The 22637-nt window shown below is 65.5% G+C and carries 26 protein-coding genes and 3 pseudogenes; 15 read left to right on the top strand and 14 right to left on the bottom strand.

Annotated features, from left to right (window positions below; translation table 11 throughout):
• Positions 1-91: 91 nt before the first annotated feature.
• From Q0964_RS12260 to Q0964_RS12230, 7 genes are all read right to left on the bottom strand, one after another.
• Positions 92-283, bottom strand: coding sequence for a 30S ribosomal protein S17e (locus Q0964_RS12260; protein ID WP_299267923.1), 192 nt, complete (start codon positions 281-283; stop codon positions 92-94).
• 63 nt (positions 284-346) lie between these two features.
• Positions 347-940, bottom strand: coding sequence for a DUF447 domain-containing protein (locus Q0964_RS12255; protein WP_299267921.1), 594 nt, complete (start codon positions 938-940; stop codon positions 347-349).
• The gene (locus Q0964_RS12250; protein ID WP_299267919.1) at positions 933-1421 is read right to left on the bottom strand and encodes a hypothetical protein; all 489 of its coding nucleotides are present in this window, start codon (positions 1419-1421) and stop codon (positions 933-935) included. Before Q0964_RS12250 ends, Q0964_RS12255 begins: the two co-directional genes overlap by 8 nt.
• Entirely contained in the window at positions 1418-2287 is an 870-nt protein-coding gene (locus tag Q0964_RS12245; RefSeq protein WP_299267917.1) for a triphosphoribosyl-dephospho-CoA synthase, read from the bottom strand. The genes Q0964_RS12250 and Q0964_RS12245 overlap by 4 nt, the downstream gene beginning before the upstream one ends.
• Positions 2284-3060, bottom strand: coding sequence for a tRNA-dihydrouridine synthase (locus Q0964_RS12240; protein WP_299267915.1), 777 nt, complete (start codon positions 3058-3060; stop codon positions 2284-2286). The genes Q0964_RS12245 and Q0964_RS12240 overlap by 4 nt, the downstream gene beginning before the upstream one ends.
• The gene (gene cofD / locus Q0964_RS12235) at positions 3057-4049 is read right to left on the bottom strand and encodes a 2-phospho-L-lactate transferase (protein ID WP_299267913.1); all 993 of its coding nucleotides are present in this window, start codon (positions 4047-4049) and stop codon (positions 3057-3059) included. Before cofD ends, Q0964_RS12240 begins: the two co-directional genes overlap by 4 nt.
• Positions 4050-4132: 83 nt before the next feature.
• Positions 4133-4363: a hypothetical protein gene (locus Q0964_RS12230; protein ID WP_299267912.1), complete on the bottom strand. Its 231-nt coding sequence runs from the start codon at positions 4361-4363 to the stop codon at positions 4133-4135.
• Positions 4364-4632: 269 nt separating this feature from the next.
• Between Q0964_RS12230 and Q0964_RS12225 the strand changes: the two are divergent.
• Together Q0964_RS12225 and Q0964_RS12220 are read left to right on the top strand one after the other, a co-directional pair.
• A pseudogene (locus Q0964_RS12225) lies at positions 4633-5699 on the top strand (CNNM domain-containing protein).
• Positions 5700-5823: 124 nt separating this feature from the next.
• The gene (locus Q0964_RS12220; RefSeq protein ID WP_299267909.1) at positions 5824-6546 is read left to right on the top strand and encodes a ZIP family metal transporter; all 723 of its coding nucleotides are present in this window, start codon (positions 5824-5826) and stop codon (positions 6544-6546) included.
• A gap of 224 nt (positions 6547-6770) precedes the next feature.
• Here Q0964_RS12220 and Q0964_RS12215 read toward each other — a convergent pair whose 3' ends face one another.
• The gene (locus Q0964_RS12215; protein ID WP_299267907.1) at positions 6771-7064 is read right to left on the bottom strand and encodes a hypothetical protein; all 294 of its coding nucleotides are present in this window, start codon (positions 7062-7064) and stop codon (positions 6771-6773) included.
• Between the two features lie 210 nt (positions 7065-7274).
• A complete protein-coding gene (locus Q0964_RS12210; protein ID WP_299267905.1) occupies positions 7275-8141 on the bottom strand; it encodes a DUF6159 family protein in 867 nt (288 codons plus the stop codon).
• Between the two features lie 350 nt (positions 8142-8491).
• On the opposite strand from Q0964_RS12210, the gene Q0964_RS12205 reads away from it, so the two are divergent.
• The 5 genes from Q0964_RS12205 (at position 8492) to Q0964_RS12185 (ending at position 12518) form a co-directional block, all read left to right on the top strand.
• Positions 8492-9112: a DUF8108 domain-containing protein gene (locus Q0964_RS12205; RefSeq protein ID WP_299267902.1), complete on the top strand. Its 621-nt coding sequence runs from the start codon at positions 8492-8494 to the stop codon at positions 9110-9112.
• 159 nt (positions 9113-9271) lie between these two features.
• Positions 9272-9502: a YgaP family membrane protein gene (locus Q0964_RS12200; RefSeq protein WP_299267900.1), complete on the top strand. Its 231-nt coding sequence runs from the start codon at positions 9272-9274 to the stop codon at positions 9500-9502.
• Between the two features lie 300 nt (positions 9503-9802).
• Positions 9803-9946 (top strand): hypothetical protein, encoded by a 144-nt coding sequence (locus Q0964_RS12195; protein WP_299267898.1) that lies wholly within the window; start codon positions 9803-9805, stop codon positions 9944-9946.
• 702 nt (positions 9947-10648) lie between these two features.
• Positions 10649-11509, top strand: a complete 861-nt coding sequence (locus tag Q0964_RS12190; protein ID WP_299267896.1) for an SDR family oxidoreductase — start codon at positions 10649-10651, stop codon at positions 11507-11509.
• On the top strand, positions 11502-12518 hold the full coding sequence (locus Q0964_RS12185; RefSeq protein WP_299267894.1) for a patatin-like phospholipase family protein: 1017 nt from the start codon (positions 11502-11504) through the stop codon (positions 12516-12518). The genes Q0964_RS12190 and Q0964_RS12185 overlap by 8 nt, the downstream gene beginning before the upstream one ends.
• A 145-nt stretch (positions 12519-12663) precedes the next feature.
• Here the strand turns inward: Q0964_RS12185 and Q0964_RS12180 are convergent, their stop codons facing one another.
• On the bottom strand, positions 12664-13242 hold the full coding sequence (locus Q0964_RS12180; protein WP_299267891.1) for a nucleoside phosphorylase-I family protein: 579 nt from the start codon (positions 13240-13242) through the stop codon (positions 12664-12666).
• 256 nt (positions 13243-13498) lie between these two features.
• On the opposite strand from Q0964_RS12180, the gene Q0964_RS12175 reads away from it, so the two are divergent.
• The 5 genes and pseudogenes from Q0964_RS12175 to Q0964_RS12155 all read left to right on the top strand — a co-directional run.
• A complete protein-coding gene (locus tag Q0964_RS12175) occupies positions 13499-14560 on the top strand; it encodes a DUF3179 domain-containing protein (protein ID WP_299267888.1) in 1062 nt (353 codons plus the stop codon).
• Positions 14547-15143 carry a hypothetical protein gene (locus Q0964_RS12170; RefSeq protein ID WP_299267886.1) on the top strand — a complete coding sequence of 199 codons (597 nt, stop codon included), beginning with the start codon at positions 14547-14549 and terminating at the stop codon, positions 15141-15143. Before Q0964_RS12175 ends, Q0964_RS12170 begins: the two co-directional genes overlap by 14 nt.
• 111 nt (positions 15144-15254) lie before the next feature.
• Positions 15255-15452 carry a hypothetical protein gene (locus Q0964_RS12165; protein ID WP_299267884.1) on the top strand — a complete coding sequence of 66 codons (198 nt, stop codon included), beginning with the start codon at positions 15255-15257 and terminating at the stop codon, positions 15450-15452.
• A gap of 383 nt (positions 15453-15835) precedes the next feature.
• Positions 15836-16249 (top strand): annotated as a pseudogene (locus Q0964_RS12160) (sulfite exporter TauE/SafE family protein); the annotation flags it as partial.
• Positions 16250-16448: 199 nt separating this feature from the next.
• Positions 16449-17478, top strand: a pseudogene (locus Q0964_RS12155) (pyridoxal-phosphate-dependent aminotransferase family protein); the annotation flags it as partial.
• Positions 17479-17517: 39 nt separating this feature from the next.
• On the opposite strand, the gene Q0964_RS12150 reads toward Q0964_RS12155, so the two are convergent.
• Both Q0964_RS12150 and Q0964_RS12145 read right to left on the bottom strand, forming a co-directional pair.
• Entirely contained in the window at positions 17518-17835 is a 318-nt protein-coding gene (locus Q0964_RS12150; protein WP_299267878.1) for a DUF7116 family protein, read from the bottom strand.
• Between the two features lie 127 nt (positions 17836-17962).
• The gene (locus tag Q0964_RS12145; protein WP_299267877.1) at positions 17963-18202 is read right to left on the bottom strand and encodes a DUF5816 domain-containing protein; all 240 of its coding nucleotides are present in this window, start codon (positions 18200-18202) and stop codon (positions 17963-17965) included.
• 90 nt (positions 18203-18292) lie between these two features.
• Here Q0964_RS12145 and Q0964_RS12140 point away from each other — a divergent pair, with 90 nt between their 5' ends.
• A complete protein-coding gene (locus Q0964_RS12140) occupies positions 18293-19681 on the top strand; it encodes a bifunctional metallophosphatase/5'-nucleotidase (protein ID WP_299267876.1) in 1389 nt (462 codons plus the stop codon).
• Between the two features lie 88 nt (positions 19682-19769).
• On the top strand, positions 19770-20165 hold the full coding sequence (locus Q0964_RS12135) for a universal stress protein (RefSeq protein WP_299267875.1): 396 nt from the start codon (positions 19770-19772) through the stop codon (positions 20163-20165).
• Here Q0964_RS12135 and Q0964_RS12130 read toward each other — a convergent pair.
• Entirely contained in the window at positions 20162-21283 is a 1122-nt protein-coding gene (locus Q0964_RS12130; RefSeq protein WP_299267873.1) for a mechanosensitive ion channel family protein, read from the bottom strand. The genes Q0964_RS12135 and Q0964_RS12130 overlap by 4 nt on opposite strands.
• Before the next feature lie 147 nt (positions 21284-21430).
• Here Q0964_RS12130 and Q0964_RS18645 point away from each other — a divergent pair, with 147 nt between their 5' ends.
• A complete protein-coding gene (locus tag Q0964_RS18645; protein WP_475405892.1) occupies positions 21431-21778 on the top strand; it encodes a DUF8106 domain-containing protein in 348 nt (115 codons plus the stop codon).
• Here the strand turns inward: Q0964_RS18645 and Q0964_RS12125 are convergent.
• Positions 21775-22626: an eIF2B alpha/beta/delta subunit family protein gene (locus tag Q0964_RS12125; RefSeq protein ID WP_299267870.1), complete on the bottom strand. Its 852-nt coding sequence runs from the start codon at positions 22624-22626 to the stop codon at positions 21775-21777. The two genes, Q0964_RS18645 and Q0964_RS12125, sit on opposite strands and share 4 nt — an antisense overlap.
• Positions 22627-22637: the final 11 nt, after the last annotated feature.

Raw genomic sequence — 22637 nt, 5'->3', positions numbered from 1 at the left:
TCAAAACAATTTGGAAAGTGGTCGGGCGTGGACCGGGCAACGGCGGTGGCGTCGTCACTGTCCGGCCGGAGTGTCGACAGAGAAGTCGAGATTACGCGGGAACCTGCGCGCCCTGCTTGTTGGTAATGTAGCCCGCGATGCGGTTTCGGACGCCCTTGGACTCGATGTTGGTGAGTTCAGTGACCAGTTCCTTGTTGTGCTCGAAGTCGTGTCCGAAGGCCTTGGGGTATCGCTCCATCAGAATCGTCCCCGTCTTTTTGACGTAGGCCGGTTTAATTGCCATGTTAATTCTAACTGCTCACCCGATTCTGAAAAAGGGTTCGAAAGGAACCCCACGGGTGGACTTTTATCCGTCCCACAGCGAGTGGTCCCGAACTAGTTCCATCGCCGTTCGCTCACGCTCGCCGCCACAGCGCTCGACCACGTCGGCGAAGTAGTCGAGCCGGGACTCCAGTTCGGCTCGGTCGTACGCCGGCACGTCCAGTCGGGACGCCGCAACTGTCGCCTCGATGACGGCGTAGTAGCCCCGGTTGGTGGTGGGGACGGTTTCGCGCTCGACGGCGGCTTCGACCGGTTCGAGCGCCCAGTCGACCCACTGCGTGTCGCCGTCCTCGCCCGCGTCGATTCGCTCGACGGAGACACGCGCCCAGGCGTCGGCACTCGAAAGTACTGGGTCTGCTTCCTCGCGGACGGTCATGGCGGCCTCGGCGAAAGTGTGCGGGTCGGAGATGAACTGGACGTAGCCCCCGCCGCGCTCGCGGAAATTCCGCCAGGTGCGAGTGCGGCCCCAGGTTCGTGCGGTGACGGAACTGGCCGCGCCCGCGTCACCGTCTGGTGCGTGGAGGCCCAGCGCAGCGATGTTCCAGCGGTCGTTCGGTCCGAGCGTCGTGACCACGGACTCGGTGACGCCCCGCAGGGTGACGGGCCAGCCCTCAGACATCGGTGTCCACCCCCCGGTCGCCTTCGAGCCATCGGCGGAGCGCGCCGCCTGCGGCCCCGAACAGCGTCGCTGGCAGTGCGTACGCCACGGCGACGCCCATCAGCCCGAGCAGGAGGAAGGTTGCCGGCGCGTCGGCCTGCAGAAAGAGCGCGCCCTGGGCCAGCGTCGTCGCGACGAAGACGGCTCGGAAGGCGGTGTCGGCGCTCCGGCGGAGCGACCCGCCGTCGACCCAACCCGCCACGACAGCACCCGGGTAGAGGCCGAGCGCGCCGGGACGCAGCACTGTCGACAGCGACGCCGACTGTTCGAGTCCGGTCACCAGCGCGACGACGGCGTAGCCCAGGACTGCCACTGTTACGCCCGCACCGAGGGCCAGCGCCCCGCTCTCGGCGGTCACCGGAAGGCGACCACTGTCGCGGTTCACTGGATTGCCCGGCGCTCCGGGCGGGTCCGGCCACTCCTCCTCACCGTCGTCGCTCATATCGTCAGCCCCCGTTCGAGCGCGACGAACAGTGCCGCGGCCGTGAGGTCGGCGGTCGTCCCAGGATTGATTCCCTCGGCGACGAGTTCGTTGGCCAGCGTCCACGGGTCGGCCTCGCCGGCGAGTGCGACGGCCGCCTGTTCGGTGGTCTGCACGGCCGTTTCGCGGTCGTGCTGGGTCGCGACGAACGTATCCGGTTCCTCGGCCAGCAGTTCCAGGAAGACACGCGCCGTCCGGTCCGGAACAGACCCGTCAAGTTCGAGCAGTCGCTCTGCGGCCTCGACGCTCCGTTCGAACTCGCCGGTCCACTCGCGGGCGATACCGTCGATGTCCGCCGACTCGATCATCACGTCGTACAGCGTCACGTTCCGCTCCTCGATGGCAGGCACTGCGTCGACACCACGGCGCACGTCGAGCGCGTCCATGCCCTCCGGCGGGTCGTCGACCGCCACGTCGACGTGCTCGAAGGCGCGGAAGAAGTCGGCAGTATCCGCAACCGTCGTCTCCCGGGCGAGCTCGCCGGCGTGGCTCCCCGAGAGGTCGCCTTCCGCGGCGGCACGCACCAGCGGCACGAGGACCAGCAGGGCACCGAACTGCGTGTTGCCGGCTTCCTGCTGGCTCATTCCGGCGACTGCGCGCTCGAAGGCCCGACCCAGGCGCTCACCGTCTGCGGCCAGCCCGAGACCACGGCGTGCGCCGACGCCGCCGGCCACGAAGTGCTCGAACCGCAGGTCGTCGTAGTCGTGCGCGCGGTCGACGTTGCCCGGCTTGGGCGTCCCCGTCACCTCAAGCAGGAGGGCGAGTTGGGCGTTCTCGACGACGGTGCGGTCCGGCGGCGGCGCGACACCCGAATCCGGTGGGGTCACGACTCGACCCCCTCGGCGAACCAGGCCGTCGTGGCGTCACTGACCCGTTCGAGGACCGCCGGCTCGTTGCTCGGGCGGCCCACGCTGACCGCGTCCGCGCCGTAGTTCAAATACTCCCGGACGCTAGCCCGGTCCCGGACCTCGTTGTTGGCGATAACGAACAGGTCCGTCGCCGCGGATACGTCGCCGACGACGGACTCCGTGTCCATCGCGTCGACGTGAACCGCGTCCGCACCGGCGGCCTCGATTCGCTCGGCCAGCGCCGGCAGGTCGACACCGTCGACCTCCGCCCGGACTTTGACGCTCACCGTCGCGCCGGTCTCGGCCGCAGTGTCTACCTGTGCGCGGAGTCGGTCCGGGCTCCGGAGGAGCGTCTCGCCGACGCCGGCCGCACACATCTCCTCCTGTCGGCAGTGGGCGTTGATCTCCACGAACGCGTCGCGGTCGTGACAGACGGCAGCGACCGACCCGAGCGGAGGCAGTTCGGTGGTTCGGACGTTGAATCCGGCCTGGAGCGGCGTGTCACTCAGCGCGGCCAGCTGTTCGTCGACGAACGCGACGGGGTCGGCGGGGAGGAACTCAGAGCGGTCACGAGCCACGAGCTCGCGGGCCGCCTCTCGGGTCGCCTCGTCCAGCGCGACCCCCCCGAGGACGGCCGCACCGGCGTACTCGCTGCTGGCCCGCGCCCACTCGGCGTCGGCCTCACCGCTGAGGCTGGCCAGCGCGACCTGGGGCCGGAAGTCCAGCAGTTCCGGCGCGGCGTCGCGGCTCACGACACCACCTCCAGCGCCTCACGGACCGACCGAGCCACGCGCTCAGCGTCGGCCTCGGTGTCCAGGCGCGTGTCGGTCCGAACGACCGGCCGGTCGAGGTCGGTGTCGTCCGCGCTGTCGAGGACGAACGCGTCCGCGAAGTCGTAGGCCTCGGCGACGCCGGCGGTCGAGGGGTCGTACCCCTCGGCAGCCATCAGTTTCGCCGCCGGACCCGAGAAGACGCGGTTCTCGACGAACGGCGAGACGGCCACTACGGGCGTCTCTCGCAGTGCGGCCTCGATGCCGTCGACCGTGAGCATCGGCCCGACGCTGGTGACCGGGTTCGAAGGACCGACGACGACCGGCTCGGACAGCGCAGTCACCACGGCGTCGGTCGCGGAGGCGTCCGCACCGCCGCGAAACTCGACGGTGTCGACGGCTGGGTCACCCTCGTGACCGACCCAGAACGCCTGGAAGTGCATCGGCCCGTCGGGGGTGTGGACGATGCTCGCCACGGGGTCGTCGCTCATCGGCAGAACCTCCCACGGTGTGTCGAGGGCGTCGGCCAGCGTCCGCGTGACGGCAGTGAGGGACCGCCCCTCGTCGAGCAGGCCAGTTCGCGTGACGTGGACGGCGCGGTCGCGGTCGCCGATCAGCATGAACTCCGCGACGCCGGAGAAGCGCCGCCACCGTGCGATGGCCCGCCCCGCGGTCTGGCGCTCGTCCGGGAGATACCGTGGGCCACTGTCCAGTCCGGCGGCGTCGGCCAGTCGGTGAAGCTCGTCGTTGGTAGCTGTGGAGTCGTCCGCGATGCCCCACCAGGTGTCCAGGTCGAGTTCTTCGCCGCCGAGAAAGAGGACGGTGTCGACGTCGGGACAGACCAGGTGCCCGCCGAGTTCCACGTCGTCGCCAGTGTTACAGACGACGGTCGTCTCGGCCGGCGGGAACACGTCGTCTGCGCCCCGGAGGAGCTTCGGCGTGCCTGTGCCTCCGGAGAGAAACGTGACCATACCGATGGTCGGGAATGGGGGCGCTAAATCCTTTCGCCAGGGGCAACCGCTCGCACTGGCCCGCGGTGTTACCTGGACGTGACCTACTCGACCTCGGTCGTCCAGCCCGGCTCGGTCACCGTCGCCGAGCCGGCCACACTGTACCGGAGAGAGACCGTGAACCGCACCTGGTTATCCAGACGGTTCGTGCCGTGGACGTCGTATCGGAACGCCCAGATTCGACCGCTGCCGGTGACCCGGAGTTCTGCCGAGAGCGTCGAGCGGGCCCCCGAATCGAGGGCGGTCAACCCGTGTTCGTCGAGGACGAACCCCATCTCACTCGATTCGTTCTTCCGGCGTCAGCGAATCGTCCCGTACTCGACCGAACGCTCTCTCGTTTGCCTGCTCGACCCCCCGCATCTCGTCGTCATCGACGGGCTGCCAGTAGATTCTCGCCCAGCAGTGTTGATGCGCATCTTCGAGCGGTGCGCGTCCACCTCACGAACCGCCTCGAGAGGCCGCGTTTCCGGTGTGTCTTCTGCGGAGCGCGTCAGGTTCCGCTGTGCACGGTATTTTTTTTATCCACTGTCGGTACAGACGGATGATGGAACCGTTCGAAATCGCGTTGCGGATTCTCGGTGGCATCGTCCTCATCCTGGTGAACGCATACTTCGTCGCCATCGAATTCGCGTTGACCCGTGTCAGACAGTATCCCGAATCGGAGTTCGATACGCCCGGACTCGAACTCGCCTGGGAGATGACCAACGACCTGGAGTTCTATCTGACGACGTGTCAGGTCTGGATTTCCGCGACGAGCATCGCCCTGGGGATTATCGCCGAACCCGGACTGGCAGCGTTGTTCGAACCGGTGTTCGAGAACACCACACTCGCATCGGTCGGGGCCGGTTCGCTCCTCGGATTTCTCATCATCAACCTGGTCCACCTCACACACGGTGAGCAGACGCCGACGTACCTCGGCGTTGAGCGCTCCAAACAGGTCGCGCGGTACGGGGCACGACCACTGTACTGGTTCGCAAAGATACTCGCTCCGGCGATCTGGGTCGGTGACTCGGTCGCAAAGGCAACGCTCGGCCTGTTCGGTGTCGAGATGACTCAGGCGTGGACGGAGACGGAGAAAGAAGTCATCGAAACCCGTGGTGACCTCCGAAACCGGCTGGGGTCGGTACTCGAAGAGGGCGACCTCCCCGAGGAGCGCCGTGAGGAGATCATGAACGCACTGACTATCGGCGAGCAGTCGGTGAGAGAAGTAATGATCCCCCCGAAGAGGTCGTCGCGCTGTCCACCGAGGACGGTCCCGAGTCGAACTTCCAGACACTCGAAGCGCACCCACACACGAGATATCCACTAGTCGGTGCCGATCTGACGGAGTTTCACGGTGTCGTCTACAGTCCGGCGCTGTTCGAACACCGTGAGGAGCTGTCCAGCGGCAGCAGCACGTTCGCGGAACTGGCCGCACCGACGATGACGCTCTCGCCAGACACCGACGTGAGTGACGCGATCGACCAGTTCCAAACCGAACGGCAGGAACTCGCACTCGTCATCGAGGACGGCGAGGCGGTCGGACTGGTGACCGTCACCGACCTCTTGGAGACGATTATCGGCGATATCGAAGACCCACTCGACCACGACGACCCCACCGCACTCAACTGAGGCCAACCCGGGAGTCGGTGGCCGAACCCGTATCCGTCGAGCGAGCGAACGCTCGCGCGTTCGCGGACCCTAACCGGTCGGACAAATGAGAGTTTTTACCTGTCGGTAGGTGATAAAGAACGTAGTGGCTGGAACACTGACACAAGCCCTTCCGTACACGAGTCTGGCTGTCGTGGCCGCGCTGATCGGCGGCGTGATCGCCGTCTACCGGGCCCCTGGACCACAGATGGAGAGTAACGTACAGCACCTGGCTGCCGGCGTCGTCTTCGCTGCCGTGGCGGCCGAACTGCTGCCGGACATCCACGACAAATCACCGACGGTGGTCGTCGCCGGATTCGCCACCGGCGTCGTGGCGATGCTCGGTATCCACCAACTCAGCAAGACCATCGAGAAACGAGGTGTCGGCGGCAACCTCGCGGGCGCTGCTGGCCTCATCATCACCATCGCGATCGATATGCTCATCGACGGCGTGCTGATTGCCGTCACGTTCATCGAGGAGACGGCCACAGGGATCATAATCGCCCTGGCCCTCGCAATCGAGGTGTTGTTCCTCGGGGTTGCCGCCGTCGTCGCGCTGCCAGAAGATATGGGAAATGCCCGGAAAGTCGCGGTGCCGGCGACGTTCGGGGTGCTGTTGATAATCGGTGTCACGGTCGGCGTGCTCACCCTGGAGGGGGCGGCCCAGGCGACGATAGCGTTCGTCCTCGCTTTCGGTGCGGCGGCGCTCCTGTATCTCGTCACCGAGGAACTGCTGGTGAAGGCCGGCAAGGTCCCACAGACGCCCGTCTCGACGACGCTGTTTTTTCTCGGCTTCCTCGCAATCTTCATGCTCGACATAATCGGATAGATTCCGGCAGCGGTCACCGGCGAGTGGAGTCACTCGAAACTGTTCCGGAACGCCGTCTCGAAGGGACAGAATCCCGTCGTGCTGCATGCGTACTCCGTACTGGTCGCTCGCCTGAACCCGTCTGCTCGGCTCGAGTACCACGACGAACGGTATGCGTGAGTCGGCCGAGGAACGGGTCGCCGACCCGAAACCTACAGCGGGCGACCTCACCGGGTGGCTGTCGACTACGAGTCGAACGGCGCCCCGACCGCGTCGGCAGTCGCCCGGAGGTCGGCTTTCCGGAACGTGGAGTCGTCCGCCGTCTCCACCGACTCTGCGACTCCAACCGCCGCCCGGATCTGTCGACGCATCCGCGTCGTCGACGGCCGCTCCGCGTCGTCGGCACCGACGCCGAGCGCCTCACAGATCGCCTGCAGTTCCTCTTTCGTGAACGACGCATCGACCTCCCGCTCGAAGCGGCCCGTCGTCGCTCGAATCGCGTTCCGAATCTCGTGGACGGTGGGACTCACGTGTGTCACATCGCCTGTCGCCTCCCTCAAACTTCCTCTTCGGTCCCACCGAAACGGTCCGGGGACGCGGGATGGGTCCGGCCTCTGCCCGGTGCCGAACTCGGTTTCCCGAGTCGACGGTCGCCCAACTCCCACGTCTGCGACCGGTCACGGTGGCGAGTGCCGAGTGAGCGGGACAGATTCGGATAGCGCGGCGGCAACGAGTCACGGACGTCCGTATCACTGGGACCCGCCAGTCGTCGGTCCTGCAGGCGTCGAGGTGTCGGCGGATGCCGCCAGTTCGTCGAAAACGTCGCCGAACTCCGCGGGACGGTCGCCCTCCGCCGCGTAGTAGTACAACGACGTCTTCACGATCCCGCGGAGCGTGTACGAGATCAGCTGTGAGACCAGGAGGCCGCCAACGAGCAGCGGAACGCCGGCGACCGGCATCTCGGCCACGAACAGCAGGTACGCGCCCGGAGCCAACAGCGGTAACGCGGCCACGATCGCGACGATACTCACACCGACGAGACCGATCGGCGTCTCGCCGAAGGTCTGCTTGAACGTCTTCGCGCTCCGCGTGAACATCGCCCTGACCGAGGGTTTCTCGAAGACGATCACCGGGACGACGAAGAACGTCATCAGCGTCCACGCGACCCCGAAGACGGCCGCGAGGGCCTGAGTAACGAACGAATCCGAATTCGTTATCGCGTCGAGGACGACGCCGACCGTCGCACTGACGACCGCCCACGCGAATAGCGGCCCCTTGACGTCCCAGGCACCCTGGAGACCGGCCCGGAGCGACGGTTCCTCGCCGGCCAGCACGACTCGGGTCTGGTGGACGAGTCCTGCGGTAAAAAACGCCGAAATGAACGCCGTTCCGAGATAGAGGCCGAAAAGCGCCGCACCGACGGTGACGAGCGTAACCGTCTCACCAGGGTCGATCGCCAACACACCGAACATCGGCGCGACGAGGAGCGCGAGAAACGCGACGCTGGCGACCCCGCTCACGACCGGAAACAACCCGAGCCGGGGGTGTTCGCGCATCACGGAGATGCTCTGTCTGATCAGTACGTACCCACGCTTGATGCGTCCGAGTGTCTTCATAACCCACTCGCGGCTCCGAGTCGACCGATATTAGAGAGGGGACCACTGTTTCACTGTCAGAAACCGACCCCTCCAGTGTGCGACGATGGTTCAGGGGCGTTTTTACGGCAGCATCCTAGCGAACGAAATCGAGGGGTCGAACGAGTCGGGTGTGGTTGGTACAGTGTGCGACCGAGAGTACACGCGGGAGTCGGTTCCTCGACGACGACGACGGACAGAACTGCGCTCCCGAACTGAAAACCGACTGCCGTCGAGAGCGCCGTGACACTCGCGGTCGTCGCAGGCAGACGCCTTCTCCAGCAGACCCACTGAGAGCAGGAACTCCGCGCCGACGTCGGCCGTCACGGTGAGTGGACTACCATCGAGCGACGCTGAAAGCGGAACGTGTCGGACCGGTCAGCAACATCGACGGTTTTAGGAGAGTATACACGAACGTCGGTCGTGAGATGCCCTCGAAGCCCTCCAGCGTCGAACTCGCGGATACCGTCTCCGATCTGCTGTACGGGGTGGCCGGATGGCTCCTGCTCGTACTCGGTGTCGCTGCGTCCCTGAGCGGCCTCGGTGGACTCGTACAGCAGGCCGGTACTACCACCGCGTTGGTTCCAGCACTCGTCCTCGGACTCGGGGTCCTGTTCGCTATCTCGGGAATGTTCGTCAGCCCACGCTTTCGTCGCCGGATCGACCGACGACACGAACGCTCCCGGTTCGGTCAGGTCGAAACCGTCGAGAGCGGAACCGTCTCCTCAGCAGAGGACCGACACGAACGCTGCGTCAGGTGCGGTTCCGGGCAGAACGGTAGTGGGCTCGCACGCCGCTTTCGTCGGGAGTACGTCGTCGCCGGTGTTCCCGTATGGACATCGTCTGAGAAACACAACTTCTACTGTCCACGTTGCGCTCTAAACGAGTTCCCCAGCCTCTCCACGACGGACGCCAACGACAGCACAGCGCACGCTACCGTCGAGACCGAATAGACGCGCCGGGTGGCGACCAATATTGTAAAAATCGAACCACATCGAACACACAGAAACGGCATAGGACGACCCAAAAATGTTCTGCGGCGAAGCTCCGACGACGACCTTGTTAGATGTACACAACACTATATTTATACGTGTGGCGGCCGTAGTGCTAGTATGAACTCAAACGTCGGGTCAACGGACCAGGCTCTCAGAACGGCAGTCGGTGCAGTCGCCGGAGTCGCTTCGATTGCGATTCTCGGCCAGGCCGTCTCGCTTCCAGCAGTGCTCTCGCCCGTGTTGGGCCTCGTCGCAATGGTGATGCTCACCACGGCAACGGTGGGGACCTGTCCCATCTACTCGATGTTCGGTATCGACTCCTGTCCTCGCGGGTCGACACAGCGGTAACAGCGAACGAGCACGAACCGCGGGTGTCCTCCTGACACCCGGACCGCCGGCGCGCCGGAGACACAGACGACCCACCCCAACAATGTCGTCGGACGACGGCCTCACTGGCCGGTGGCCAACCGTGCGACGAGTTCTCTCGACGAATGCTGCCTCGGCACACACTTACGCCGGCCGTCGCTCACGACGAGCGTGTCTCTCGATACACACCTGTTATGAACCCAGCAGCCGGACCTGTCAGCGGTCACGTCAGCCGAGCGTCACGACCCGTCGATTATCCATCTCTGGATGGTACCTGTTGGCATGGTCGAAACCGACCTCGATCCATCGAAAGCGACGCTCTACGTCTATTACGAGTGCGGAACTGGTGGCCAGAACACGGAACAGACGAGTGACTGTCCGCAGCGCAGTGGTCGCACGCGGAGTACGACGGTTGCTCACGACTGACCGCCCGTCGTGAGCGTTCGCAGGTGGTCGGCGACTGGTGCTGGAGGCCGGCACACGCCGTCCGCTCGGTGCGTGACAAACGACCCGGTCACGGCGGCCGCAGACGGAGGCTTCTATTTTCCGGGGCGACGAGCCGAGCAACGGCGTCGCAGAAGGATGGTGACGGCCGGACGGCCGGGGTCGACACCAGCGAGCGCACCGATACGTGGCAGGCGCCGTCCGGTCACCGCCTCCCGCTGCCGGTCGGTGCGCTCTACGAGTCGGTCGTCCTCACCTGTGACTCGCGGACTGTCGAGTCACCCGGAGCGACCGTCGCCGTTCCCTCGACCGCAGGTGCGGTTTACATCCTCCTCCGCGTGAACGCGGGAGGAATCCTGAGCGTTGGAGATTTCAGGTTTAACGATCCCACCGAACATCCACCTAGTTGGAATCTGAGAGGGATGTTCGTGGTCTGGGCGGGTGGGACTACTGGGAGTGTCAAGCCCCCGGTACTTCTATCCTCGGCCACGTTCGACCCTCGTGGTTGTTTGTGCCCGATGAGGGCTGAGTAGGCGTCAACGGACTTGGAGTTACTTTCTGTGGTGTTTTCAAGCAGTCAACTCCGCACCGACTCTGTGAGAATCGGGCGGTAATCGACTGGTTCCGATTGCGCTGACGTGAGGTGCAGTTAACCGTCCCGACACCGCTTGTTCGAACGAGCCCATGACTGAAGACTTCGATTTGCGTGCCCCAGAACTGACCGGCGACGACCTGCTCGTGCTGGAAGACCCGCGGTTTGGCCCGGAAACCGTCGCAATCGTGACCGGCGCGGCGTCCGGAATCGGCCGCGCGACGGCAGTCGGGTTGGCGGCGAACGACCTGACCGTCGTCGGTGCGGACATCGACGCCGAGGGGTTGGACGAGACGGCAGCTATCGCCGACGACCTCGACGTTCCGGGGACCGTCCACGGCGTCGAGACGGATCTTACCGACGACGGCGAGGTGGAGGCCGTCGTCGAGGCGGCTGCCGACGAGGGCGACCTGCGGTTCGTGGCCAACATCGCCGGGATGCAACACATCGCCGGCATCCACGAGTTCCCGATGGAGAAGTACGATATGCTGACGGACGTTATGCTTCGGTCGCCGTTCAAGATGGCACAGGCGACGATGCCGCACATCCGCGACACCGACGACGGGGTCGGTGCCATCGCGAACATGTCCTCGGTCCACGGCCACTACGCCACCAAGGACAAACCGGCCTACATCACCGCGAAACACGGGATTACCGGGCTCACGCGAGCTATCGCGGCCGAGGGCGACGGGTCACTCCGTAGCTTTTCGGTGTCGGTCGGCTACGTACTGACACCGCTGATGGTCGATCAGATCGAGGACACCGCCGAAGAGCGCGGCATCGTCGAACAGGAGGTCGTCGAAGACGTGATGCTCGGCCAGGCCCGCACGAAGGAGATGATGACGCCTGCGGAGGTCGCGAATCTGTTTACTTTCGGGTTCTCCAGGCACGCGAACCACCTCAACGGCGCAGACCTGTTGTTCGACGGCGGCTACACTCATACGTATGAGTGAGCCAACCGACCGCGGCGAGGCAGACAGTCGGCACGTCGAGACGGACGGCGGAACCAGCAGAACGAACGTCGCCATCGCCTGCCAGGGCGGCGGCAGTCACACCGCGTTCACCGCCGGCGTCCTCCAACACCTCCTCGAGGTCTGGGACGACGAGTACGAACTGGTCGGCATCAGCGGCACCTCCGGCGGAGCGTACAACGCCCTCGCAGCCTGGTACGGCGTTGTCACCGGCGACCATCAGAAGGCAATCGACACGCTCGACGGCATCTGGGACGACCTCGCGACAGATGGCTGGTCGGACCAGGTGATGAACCAGTGGGTGACCGGGCTATCCCGACTCGAAAGCAGAGGGCTCCCATTGCCGTCGCTCAGCCCGTACCAGATTCCGGGTCCGGAGGTCGGCAAGGATCGGATCACCGAAACCCTGGAGCGACACATCGACTTCGACAGCATCCCGGACCTCTGTGGCCGAGACTCGCCCGAACTCGTCGTCGGAACGGTGGATTTGAACGGCGGTCACTTCGAGACGTTCACCAACAAAGACGTGACGCCGGACGCGGTTCTGGCGTCGGCTGCCGTCCCGAACCTGTTCGAGGCCGTCGAACTCAACGGTCACTACCACTGGGACGGTCTGTTCTCGCAGAACCCCCCAATCAACGACCTCCTGTCGGTGCCGCCGGAGCGAAAGCCCGACGAACTCTGGATCGTCCAGATCAACCCACAGGAGTTCGAGGGTGAACCGAAGACCCCCGAGATGATCGCGAACAGACGAAACGAACTGTCGGGCAATATCTCTCTCAACCAGGAACTGGCCTTCATCGAACGTGTCAACGGCTGGATCGACGACGGCTACCTCCCAGAGTCAGAGTTTTGCCGCACCGAGATTCACCGTATCGAGATGGGCAAACGGTTCGACTGTTCGACGAAAGTCGACCGCGACAGGGGGTTCCTCGACGAGCTAATGCAACTGGGCCGCGAGCGGGCGGCCGCGTTCCTCGACGATAAGTAACCCTGGGCGCCGCAGCCAGTGGCCCAGAGACCACATTGTCATTCACGTGTGGCCCGCAACGACTCGACCCGACTCTGGGACACACGAACTGCCGGTCCCGACGATGGACCCATCTTCGGGGGCCGTCAGACGGTCTTGAGTCGTCTCAGGTATCGTTGTTCCACGCCGCGACAGCGGCGTCGACGATCTTCAGTGCCGCCGTGGTCCCGTCCGCGTCACCCCTCTCGGACTCGTCGTCGCCTCGCCTCAGCTCGTGTGTCACGTGTGCGAAACACACGACGAGCTGGTCGCGTTCGCTGGCGAGCGCGTAGAGCGCAGCGGCCTCGTCTCGACCGCGAGAACGCCCTCGAACCGGGCCCGTTCGATGGCCGTCTCCGTCTCCCGGAACGGGGCACCCGTCGTCCGGGTCGTCCCCTGGCAGACCGGATGGGAGACGAGCTAACACGCCGCCGAGACTCGCTTGCGGAGACCGGCGTCGAGTGTCGCGTACCGGTCCGGCGGCCTGTAGTGGCGGCTCGCCTCTCGGGACGACCTGGTCCGAAGGGGGCACGCCCGCGAGGAACTGACAGCCGGCGGCGAACAACTGCCCGGCCACGAGAACCGCGAGCGATGCGCCGACCGCGCACCCGCCGATTCCAACCGTCTCGCCGTTCAGCTCGAACCTGTCGAGGTCCGTATGGTACCCCGGCCACGTCGTATCCGCCTCGGCACGGCCGGTCGACACCGGGTGACGGACGATGTCTCCGTCGGGTCGAGGACACAGATGTCCGGAACGGACCGGTCGGGGAGGCCTTTCTGTCGACGCGCCTCTCGCAGGAGAGACGCTGGCCTGAACACCGACGACTGCGAGGTCAGCACCTTCTGAGCCGCGATACCGGGACGACACGGGAACCGACCGTCGTCGTCTCCGGGTTTGTCGTTATGTCCCAACTCCGCACACCCGCTCAACAGTTAATTAGGTACCGCCCTTCTTTCGAACAATGACTCCTTCGAGACGCGGGTTCCTCGCTGGAGCCGGGCTCGTCGCACTGGCCGGATGTCTCGGCAATTCGACGTCGGAACTCAGTGGTTCACGATCGCTGCCGACAGCCGAAGAACAGCTCCCTTTGCCGACGTCGCCGGAGAACCTCAGGGACGCCGCTCGCTCGGGCGGACCGCCGAAAGACGGGATCCCGTCGATAGACGAGCCGGCGTTTCTCGACGCGTCAGAGGCCGGGTTCCTCGCCGATGGTGACCCGGTGTTCGGCGTCGTCCGCGACGGGGTCGCGAAGGCGTACCCACAGAAGATTCTCGCGAAACACGAGATCGTCAACGATAGCCTCGCCGGCACACCGGTCACCGTCACGTACTGCCCGCTCACGGGCACCGTCCAGGGTTTCGAGCGGGGCAACACCACCTTCGGCGTCTCCGGCCGACTCATCAACAGCAACCTCGTGATGTACGACCGCCACACCGACACCTGGTGGCCGCAGATGCTCGCCACGTCGATTCCCGGACCGTGGAACGGCGACCCCGAGATACAGTCGCTCCGTGAGTTCCGGCTGGTGTGGACCTCCTGGAAGCAGTGGCGCGACCAGAACCCGGAGACAGAGGTCCTCTCGACGGAGACCGGGCACGCAAAAAACTACAGTCGCGACCCCTACGGCTCCTACAACCCGCCTGGCGGGTACTACGCGAACGAGACCCTCCTGTTCGGGGGACTCAATCCGAGCGACCGCTTCGACCCGAAACGAGTCGTCATGGGGCTTCGGACGCCCGACGGCGCAGCGGCCTTCGCAAAAAACGCTCTCCGGGAAGCGGGTCAGCTGGAGGGAGCAGTCGGCGGGACGCCGATTCTCGCCGTCTTCGACGGTCGATACGACACGGCTTACGGCTACCTGAACCCGGACGAACGCTCCTTCGACCGGGACGGCAACCGACTCGTCGACGCGGCCGGCACGAGCCACGAGCCGGACGCCCTCCCACTGTCCCGTGTCCACACGTTCGACGCGATGTGGTTCGCGTGGGCCGGCTACTACCCAGAGACCAATGTCTACCAGTGATATCCGACGTCGCGACCGGCTCCAGCGCGCTCTCGGGCGGACGCGGTCGGCGACACGGCTTGTCTTCCGCCGCCGGGACAGCCTGCTCGTCCTGGCCACCGTCACGAGTCTCTATCTCCTGTTGTACCTCTGGGCCATCGGACACCTCTCGCCGGGGCTCGGCGGCTTCGACCTGCTGGTCGTCTCAGACCCGCTCTCGAAGCTCCTGCAACCGGAACTCGGCCCGTTCTCGTTCACGCCGGTCGCTCGAGTCGCCGTCGGGCCCGTGACGTACCTGTTTTCGCTGAATACGGTCCTGGGCCTCGGGATAGCCGGGCTGGTCGGGCTGAATGCCGCGCTGACGTATCTCGTGTGGCGCCAGCCCAGCGCCTGTGGTATCGGCCGATCGTCGACGGGGCTCCTGGCCGGGATTCCGGCGCTCCTCTCGGGAACGGCCTGCTGTGGCCCGGTTATCCTGCTCGTGCTGGGAGTGCAGGCGTCTGGGGTCCTCCTGACTGGTTTCCAGTTGCTCTTGCCGGTCGCAGTGATGATGCTGCTCGGGAGCCTGCTCCTCGTTGGCCGGCAGGTCACGGTTCAGGGGTAGTTCACGGCTGGGCCATATCGCCCGGGACCGCTCGGTCCTGCATCGGTCGGCGTCCGGACCCGACCCACGTCCGGTGTCGGTACTCCGCCTGTGCGTCTACCGGCACGGCCGATGAGTACCGGACCGTGCTGTGATTCCGTCTGTGGGAGGGGGACCGACGACGCGAGTTCGAGTCCCGCCAGCGATACTGGCGCCTGCCACTTCCGTTCCGGCACCTGTCGCCGAGTCCTCCGCGACGCACAGGAGACGCACGCGGAGTACTCACCGACCGTCCCGCTGGCGACTGCGAAGGGACACGACTGCTACTGAACCGACCGTCTGTAGATAGCGCAGACCGTCACGACGGTCCGGGCCGCGGTCACCGTATCGTGAGTGTGTTCTCGGCGCATGCCTCTCGGTTCGGGCGCGGGACCCCCCAACTGATCGGTTGTTGCCGCGCTGTGGCAAAAAATATCGCCGGTACCCATGTCGTCGCCGGACGGTGTGTTCGCTCATAGTGTCGGGACGGAGCGACTGGACGTGTCGTTTCTGGCGATGGTGACACTCCCGGACTGACCCCGGTTCTTACTGGCAAGCGTGAATGCAGCAACGCGCAGGTAGCACAGTGGGTAACCGACGGGTTCGGCTCGCTCGTCAGTTCTCGAGTTGGCACGAGCAACACGCCACTCGACGTAGCACAGTTCCTCACGAACCTGCGAGCGTTCCAGTATCGTTCGGTGATGGTGGTGTTCGTGACTCCGGCGGTCGTCGCCGGGTCAGTAGCGCTCTTTCCGGGCACGGACAGCGTCACGAAAGGGCTCCAGTCGGACGTCTCGGGCGGTCTGCTGGCCGCGTTCGTCCTCGTCGCGGTCGCCACGGGCGCGGTCAAGGGTATGATCGGCTCCGGCTACGCACTCATTACGACCCCGATCTTCGCAACGGTCATCGACCCGACGCTCGCGGTCGTCGTCCTCACGATCCCGCCCTGGATGCTCAACGCGTTCCAGATCGGTGAAACCGACACGGTTCTGGCGTTCGTGAGAGAGGAGTGAACACTGCTCGGTCTCGCCGTGGTCGGGTCGGTCGTCGGTGTCGTACCTCTCGCCGAGTTCAGCGTCGGCCCTATTTTTGATCGCGCTCAACATTATCCCGGCACTGTTCCTCTGAGTTGCCCTCAGCCACTCCTCGACGCGTTCGTTCGTCACGGCGCGTTCAACGGCCTCGCAGGACTCCGTCGCTCGGCACCGGCCACTCGCCGTGTGACACTCGCCTACGTCACTCGTTCTCTCACCCGACCGTTGTCGGTGTCTATCACGACGGACTGGCATGGACCGACAGAGGGTCGGGGAACTGTCGCCGCCAGACAGACTGCCGATAGGTCCAGGACCGAGCAACGCACATCCGCGTGTACTGCGGTCGACGAGCACGCCCCTGGTGGGGCATCTCGACCCGGCGTTCGTCGAGATTGTGGACGACGTGCAGGAGCCGTTGCGGTACGTCTTCCGAACGAACAACCGTGGACCATCCCGGTGAGCGGGAACGGTTCTGCGCCGATGGAGGCCGCGGTGGCCACCCTCACCGAACCAGGCGACACGGTGCTGGTGCCGGGCAACGGTTACTTCGGTGAGCGCATGGCCGCGATGGTCGAGCGGGTCGGAGGGGACGCCGTCTTCGTCGAGGCGCTGTGGGGTAAACCGCTCGACACACCCGCCGTCGAAGACGCTTTCGACCGGCATCAGTTCGACGCCTTCGGGTTCGTGCACGCCGAGGCGAGTACCGGCACGCTCCAGCCGAACGTGCCGGAACTGACGGCCGTCGCTCACGAACACGACGCGCCCGTCGTCGCCGACACCGTCACGTCTCTCGGCGGACCAGCAGTGTCTTTCCTGTCCGCCGGGGGCCAGTCCGCTCACTCTCAACGACCGGGCGATGGAGACCACCACACAGCCCCGATTACGAACGTGCACGCGCTCCGGGAGCCGCTCGGACTGGTCGCCGAGGAAGGCATCGAGAACCGCTGGGAGCAGCCCGTCGCGTGGCCGGTGCGCTCAAAATCGGCGTCGAGGCGACGAGGCTGGAACTCGAACCCGACGAGGACTGCTGGCTGCCGAGCCTGAACGCCGTGCGTCTGCCGGCCGGTGTGGACGGCGGCGCGGTCGTCGAAGCGCTGCTCGAGGAGTACGGCATCGAAAGCGCGGGCGGACTCGGTCACCTCTCGGGGCAAATACTCCAAATCGGCTGTACAGGACACAGCGCCCGCGAGGAAAACGCGTTGGCACTGGTGAGCGCGCTCGGCAACACGCCCGAACCGCTGAACGCCGACCTGGACGCGGATACAGGTGCGAGCGCCGCCCGCTGGACGCGGATACAGGTGCGAGCGCCGCCCGCCGGACGCTCAGGCGCTGATGCTCGTCTCTGGCGCGTGACAGACTTCGTACTCGCCGTCCTCCTCGATACCGATGACCGCCCACTCGTAGTTGGGGTCCCGCCGTTCGAGCCGTTCCCGGACTGCCGGCGCCTTCTCCCGCCAGGTGACGAGACAGTGGAAGTCGCCCGACTCCCGTGGCGCCGCCGGCTCGTCGACCGGTGTGACGTTCACGACCCGCCACTTTCGTTCTGCGCGTAACTCTCGTCCGTCGCGCTCGACGACGTATCCCAGGTCGGTGAAAATGGCCTCTGCCTTCTCGGCTAGTGGCGTGGTAACAGTTGCCATCCACGTGTGTCTACTACTCGCGCCTTCATAAGTGTATCCAATTGACAGCGAGGCAACAGATTCCGGTGGAGACAGCGACGGATGCTGTGTAGTGGCTTCGGCGAGGGTGCGCCGAGACCGGGCGCGATCACTCGTGGACGGCGTCCCACTCGTCGGCTTTGCGGATGTTGCTGCAGACGTTGCACTGGATGCGGCCCATCGAGTCCATCGCGTTGTCGAAGGCCTCGCAGTTCGCACAGAAGTAGCCCCAGCGGTCGTCGCGGCCGGCGTCGGCGTACGCGACGAAGAAGGGACCTTTCGACCCGCGCTCGGTCTCCTCGCGGGCGACGTACAGCTGCTCTCCGTTCTCGGTCGTCCGGACTTCCATACCGTACAGTGGACGCCCCGGGCGTAAATTCCTGCCTCCTCGGCCCGGGCCGAAGGGGATTTGCCGACCGACGGTCTTAGATACGGACGAATGCCGTCTCGGCTGCTTCACTACTCCGATATCGAGAACGCGTACGACGACCCCGACCGGATCGGCCGCTTCGCCGGACTCGTCAAATCGCTGCGCGACGCCGACACAGTGGTCCTCGGCACGGGCGACAACACCGCGCCGGGCGTCCTCTCGATGGTGGCACAGGGCCGCCAGGCACTGGACTTTTTTACTGCCGTCGCCCCCGACGCGGACACCTTCGGCAACCACGACTTCGATTACGGGCCCGACGCGGTCGCCGATGTCGCTCGCGAGTCGCCACAGACCTGGGTGAGCGCCAACGTCGAGTGGGACGACGGAGCCGCCGACAACCCGACCGGTGAGCGTTTCGCTCGCGAGGCAGGCGTTGTTCCCTCGACAGCCGTCGAGGTCGCGGGCACCACTGTCGGCCTGACAGGCGTCACCGAGCCCAGGACCGGGTCGATGTGTCCCGGCGCGACCGGCCTGGCGTTCACCGACCCAGTGGCCGCGGTCCGCCGGGAGACCGCCCGTCTCCGAGACCGTGGCGTCGACGCCGTGGTCGTTCTCTCGCACTTGGGGAGCGGCGACGACGCGCTCGCCCGCGAAACCGACGTGGACGTGATTCTCGGGGGGCACGTCCACGACCGCCGGGTCGACCGCGTCGCGGACACACTGCTCACGCGTCCCGGCGCGAACGGGCGGGGCCTGCACGAGATCGAACTCGACCGCGCGCCGTCGATCAGCGCCGTCACTGTCCACGAGGTCGCGGACGGCCCACTGGACGAGTCGGTCGCGGAGGCGATGGAGCAACGCCGTGCAGACGCCGGCCTAACCGAAGTCGTCGGCCACGTCGCGGACCCGATCACGCGGGACCGGTCGGTGAAACACACCGGCGAGTGCCGCATCGGCAACTTCATCGCCGACGCCTACCGGTGGGCCGCCGACGCAGACGTGGGCCTGCAGAACTCCGGCGGTATCCGCGAGGGGCCGCCGCTGTCCGGCGAAGTGACCGTCGCCGACCTCGTAAGTGTGGTCCCCTTCGACGAGCCGGTGACCGTCGCGGCGGTGTCGGGCCGAGAGCTCCGGCAACTCTGCCGGGAGGCCGACGGTGAACACGTCCAGGCCGTACCCGACCGGTGGCACGCACACGTCAGCGACGGCCTCACTATCCGGCGGAACGGCGGCGGTGTCGAGGCGGTCCACCTCGACGGGGAACCGGTCGCCAACGACGACACGTACACTGTCGCGACGACCGACTATCTGTTTCACACCGACCACGAGTTCCCGGTCCTCGACGAACACCACCGGGTCGAGCGGCTATCGACCCAGTACGAGGTGCTGGCAGCCCACGCTCGCGAGCGGGGTATCGACCCGGCCGTCGAGGGCCGGATCCGCCACACCGACGACTGACCGTGTTCTGCGCAGCACTCGCTGGGCCCCCGTGTACCTGCACCGGAGAGGGAAACATTGACACTGTGAGGGGGTGTCCTCCCGCACGATGACGCAGGTCGTCGTCCCGGTGCGCTATCCGCTCACCGACCACTCCAGAGCCACGCTCGGTCGGGCGATCGAGATCGCAGACGAGGAAGCCGCCAGTCTGACCGTGCTTCACGTCACCCTCTATCACAACTCCCGGCGGACTTCACGGAGCGAACTGAAGCGAGCCGTCGAGAATGCGTTCGAGGACCTACCGGACGTACGCTACGTTGTTCGCACGGGACTATTGGTCGAAGAAACGATTCTCGAAGAGGTGGCCGAGTCCCGGGCCGAGATGGTCGTCATCGGGCGCAAACAGGCCAGTCGCTGGCGGCAGATGATACGGCGCGTCGCCGACGACCCCGACATCGAGCAGTTCCTGCAGACCGAACTCGACGCCAAGATAATCACCGTTTAGCCGGGCGGTTCGTGTGGGTCTTTGTCTCCGCCGTTCGACGTATCCGAACCGGTCTTCTCAGAGTTCGCGCCGGGACCCGTTCGCTGTCGCGGCGAACTAACAGAGACGTCCATCTGTCCGCTTGTTTCGTCGAAGACGTGTTGCTGGTGGGGATAGGCGAACTCCACGTCTGCGTCTTCGAGGCGTCCCCAGACGCTCGTCTGGACCTGTGACCTGGTCGCCAGCAGTTTGTACGGCTCTTCGAGCCAGTAGCGCAGTCGCAGGTGGACGCCGTGGTCGCCGAACCCCTCGATGTAACACGTCGGCGCGGCCGGATACCGCGCGCTTCCGACGCGGATGTCCGGGCCACCCTCGATGACGCGGTCGACGTCCTTCGCCGCCCGCTCGGTCAGGTCGCGGGCCTTCGTCAGATCGCCCTCGTACGTGACGACGATATCCAGCGTCCGCCGCGTCCGAGGGTCCTCCGCGGAGTAATTGACGACGTCCCGGGCCCGAATCTCCCCGTTCGGGACCACGACAAACGTGTTGTCCAGCGTAATAATCTTGGTGTACCGGAGCGTGATGTCGTCGACGAACCCCCGCTGGCTGGTGTCGGTGATTTCGACCATGTCACCGATCTCGTATGGCTGGTCGGCGAGCAGGAACACACCGCTGATAATACTGCCGACGATAGGAGCCAGCACGACGCCGATCGCCGCCGAGAACACGGCTACGGACAGCGTAATGTCGCTCGGACTCACGCCGTAGATGGGCAGGATTGCCAGAATCGCGAAGACGAAGATTCCGACGCGGAGGGCGCGCAGAACCGTCCGGGTGATACTCGGCCGCCGGAACCGCCGGGCGATACGGCGGCTGAACACGACCACGACCAGTCGTGAGGTGGCCCAAGCCAGCCCGAGAATCAGTACTGTGGCGACGATGTCCACCGTCCAGCCTGGGACCGGAAACGGGAGCCACCGCGTGGGGAGCAGGCGCTCCGCCGACTGCCGCGTCGCCGCGACCACCCACGTCCCCTCCGACACGACTGTACTGCCACCACCCGCCGGTGCCTGGGCCGACGTCGACACCCGGGCCAGGACATCCCCACTCGCCGGTTCGATGCCCAGTAGCCCACTCATATCGTTTTATCTCGTTCCGCTGACTTAAACACAGGGTTGCTACAGTCGCCGGAAACCCGGAGCAACGGTCGACAACGGACGACCCGTATGTCACGATTATCCAGTATGCCAACAGGACTTTACCTGTCGGGCACGTACGCATAAATCATGAGCCCTCCCGACATTACTGGGCCCCAATCGCAGGCAAACAGCGGCCGAACACCCGGTCGTAGAAAGTCCGTACTGTTCTGTCCGGACTGTGGTCACGAGAGCCTCGTCGGTGGCGACTGGATTGCCGACGACGACTATGTAACACGAACTCGACACGTGTGCTGTCCGGAGTGCGAGACGACGGTTACGGACCGTCCGCTCCCGACCGACAGCGCTACCAGCAACGCCTCGTCTGGGGCCACCGTGATGACGGGACCGTTGAGCCGGACAGCCGAGACGGTCGCCCGCCTCTGGCAACACTCGATGCGCCGCTGGATGCAGTGGTCGCGCCGCGTCGACGTCTAAAACTCTCGGACGCCCTCGTCCGTGACGACTGTATCGAGGAGTCGCGTCGGCGTTGCGTCGTAAGCCGGGTTCTCGACGGTGAACCCCTCGGCAGGTTCCCGCATCACCTCGCTCGGTGACCGCACCTCGTTCTCGAACGCAAAACCGCCCTCGATAATTTTCGCGCCCGACCCGACGACAGTCGTCGGCACACCCACGTCGTCTGCCGCTGCGGCGATGGGGTACGTTCCAACCCTGTTGTACAGCGTATCCTCGACGATACAGGACATCCCGGTGACCACCCGGTCACACTCGGCGAGGAAGTGGCCGGCCGCGCTGTCGACGATCAGGTGCGGTTCGATGCGGTCGACGCCCGCGAGGACCCGCGCTGTCTTCCGGCCGAGATACCGCGGCCGAGCCTCGGTGATGTACACCTCCAGATGCGTTCCGTCCCGGGCTGCGAGTTCCATCGCCTCCAGCACCGTCGAGGAGTAGTCGTGTGTGAGAACGGTCATCCCGTCCTCGAAGACCGCCGCGCCGTTCTCGGCCGCTTCGCTCTTGGCGTTCTCGATGCGGTCGATGACCCGGTCGATGGCGTCGGTAAGAACGTCCTGTGCGTCGTCGACGGAGTCCGGGTCGGCCGTCTTCACGGCATCCACGACCTCGCGCTGGGCGTTCTGGAGAGACGCGTGGGAGGGGTTGGCCCGTTTGAGCGCGCTCGCGTTGCGTTCCAGGGTCACCACGAACTCCTCGACCGTCGGGTACGCACCCTCGGCCAGTTCCCGGAGTGCGGCGGCGGCTTTCACCGCCACGACCGACGAGGAGTGGGTTCGCATTTGCTCGATCTCCTCGACCGTCTCGTCTATCATACTCGTCTCGT

It is taken from the genome of Halorientalis sp., from assembly GCF_028275115.1.
In the GTDB taxonomy this organism is placed as follows: Archaea; Halobacteriota; Halobacteria; order Halobacteriales; family Haloarculaceae; genus Halorientalis.
Note: the sequence above shows the minus strand (reverse complement) of the source record. Positions and strands in the feature narration are given on the sequence as shown.

Coding starts and splice junctions, on each gene's coding strand:
- Q0964_RS12150 (WP_299267878.1), bottom strand. CDS start 17,835: ATGGCAACTGTTACCACGCCACTAGCCGAGAAGGCAGAGGCCATTTTC.
- Q0964_RS12230 (WP_299267912.1), bottom strand. CDS start 4,363: ATGGGGTTCGTCCTCGACGAACACGGGTTGACCGCCCTCGATTCGGGG.
- Q0964_RS12250 (WP_299267919.1), bottom strand. CDS start 1,421: ATGAGCGACGACGGTGAGGAGGAGTGGCCGGACCCGCCCGGAGCGCCG.
- Q0964_RS18645 (WP_475405892.1), top strand. CDS start 21,431: ATGAGCCCTCCCGACATTACTGGGCCCCAATCGCAGGCAAACAGCGGC.
- cofD (WP_299267913.1), bottom strand. CDS start 4,049: ATGGTCACGTTTCTCTCCGGAGGCACAGGCACGCCGAAGCTCCTCCGG.
- Q0964_RS12210 (WP_299267905.1), bottom strand. CDS start 8,141: ATGAAGACACTCGGACGCATCAAGCGTGGGTACGTACTGATCAGACAG.
- Q0964_RS12165 (WP_299267884.1), top strand. CDS start 15,255: ATGAGTACCGGACCGTGCTGTGATTCCGTCTGTGGGAGGGGGACCGAC.
- Q0964_RS12260 (WP_299267923.1), bottom strand. CDS start 283: ATGGCAATTAAACCGGCCTACGTCAAAAAGACGGGGACGATTCTGATG.
- Q0964_RS12175 (WP_299267888.1), top strand. CDS start 13,499: ATGACTCCTTCGAGACGCGGGTTCCTCGCTGGAGCCGGGCTCGTCGCA.
- Q0964_RS12170 (WP_299267886.1), top strand. CDS start 14,547: ATGTCTACCAGTGATATCCGACGTCGCGACCGGCTCCAGCGCGCTCTC.
- Q0964_RS12130 (WP_299267873.1), bottom strand. CDS start 21,283: ATGAGTGGGCTACTGGGCATCGAACCGGCGAGTGGGGATGTCCTGGCC.
- Q0964_RS12145 (WP_299267877.1), bottom strand. CDS start 18,202: ATGGAAGTCCGGACGACCGAGAACGGAGAGCAGCTGTACGTCGCCCGC.
- Q0964_RS12140 (WP_299267876.1), top strand. CDS start 18,293: ATGCCGTCTCGGCTGCTTCACTACTCCGATATCGAGAACGCGTACGAC.
- Q0964_RS12195 (WP_299267898.1), top strand. CDS start 9,803: ATGGTCGAAACCGACCTCGATCCATCGAAAGCGACGCTCTACGTCTAT.
- Q0964_RS12190 (WP_299267896.1), top strand. CDS start 10,649: ATGACTGAAGACTTCGATTTGCGTGCCCCAGAACTGACCGGCGACGAC.
- Q0964_RS12185 (WP_299267894.1), top strand. CDS start 11,502: ATGAGTGAGCCAACCGACCGCGGCGAGGCAGACAGTCGGCACGTCGAG.
- Q0964_RS12200 (WP_299267900.1), top strand. CDS start 9,272: ATGAACTCAAACGTCGGGTCAACGGACCAGGCTCTCAGAACGGCAGTC.
- Q0964_RS12125 (WP_299267870.1), bottom strand. CDS start 22,626: ATGATAGACGAGACGGTCGAGGAGATCGAGCAAATGCGAACCCACTCC.
- Q0964_RS12135 (WP_299267875.1), top strand. CDS start 19,770: ATGACGCAGGTCGTCGTCCCGGTGCGCTATCCGCTCACCGACCACTCC.
- Q0964_RS12255 (WP_299267921.1), bottom strand. CDS start 940: ATGTCTGAGGGCTGGCCCGTCACCCTGCGGGGCGTCACCGAGTCCGTG.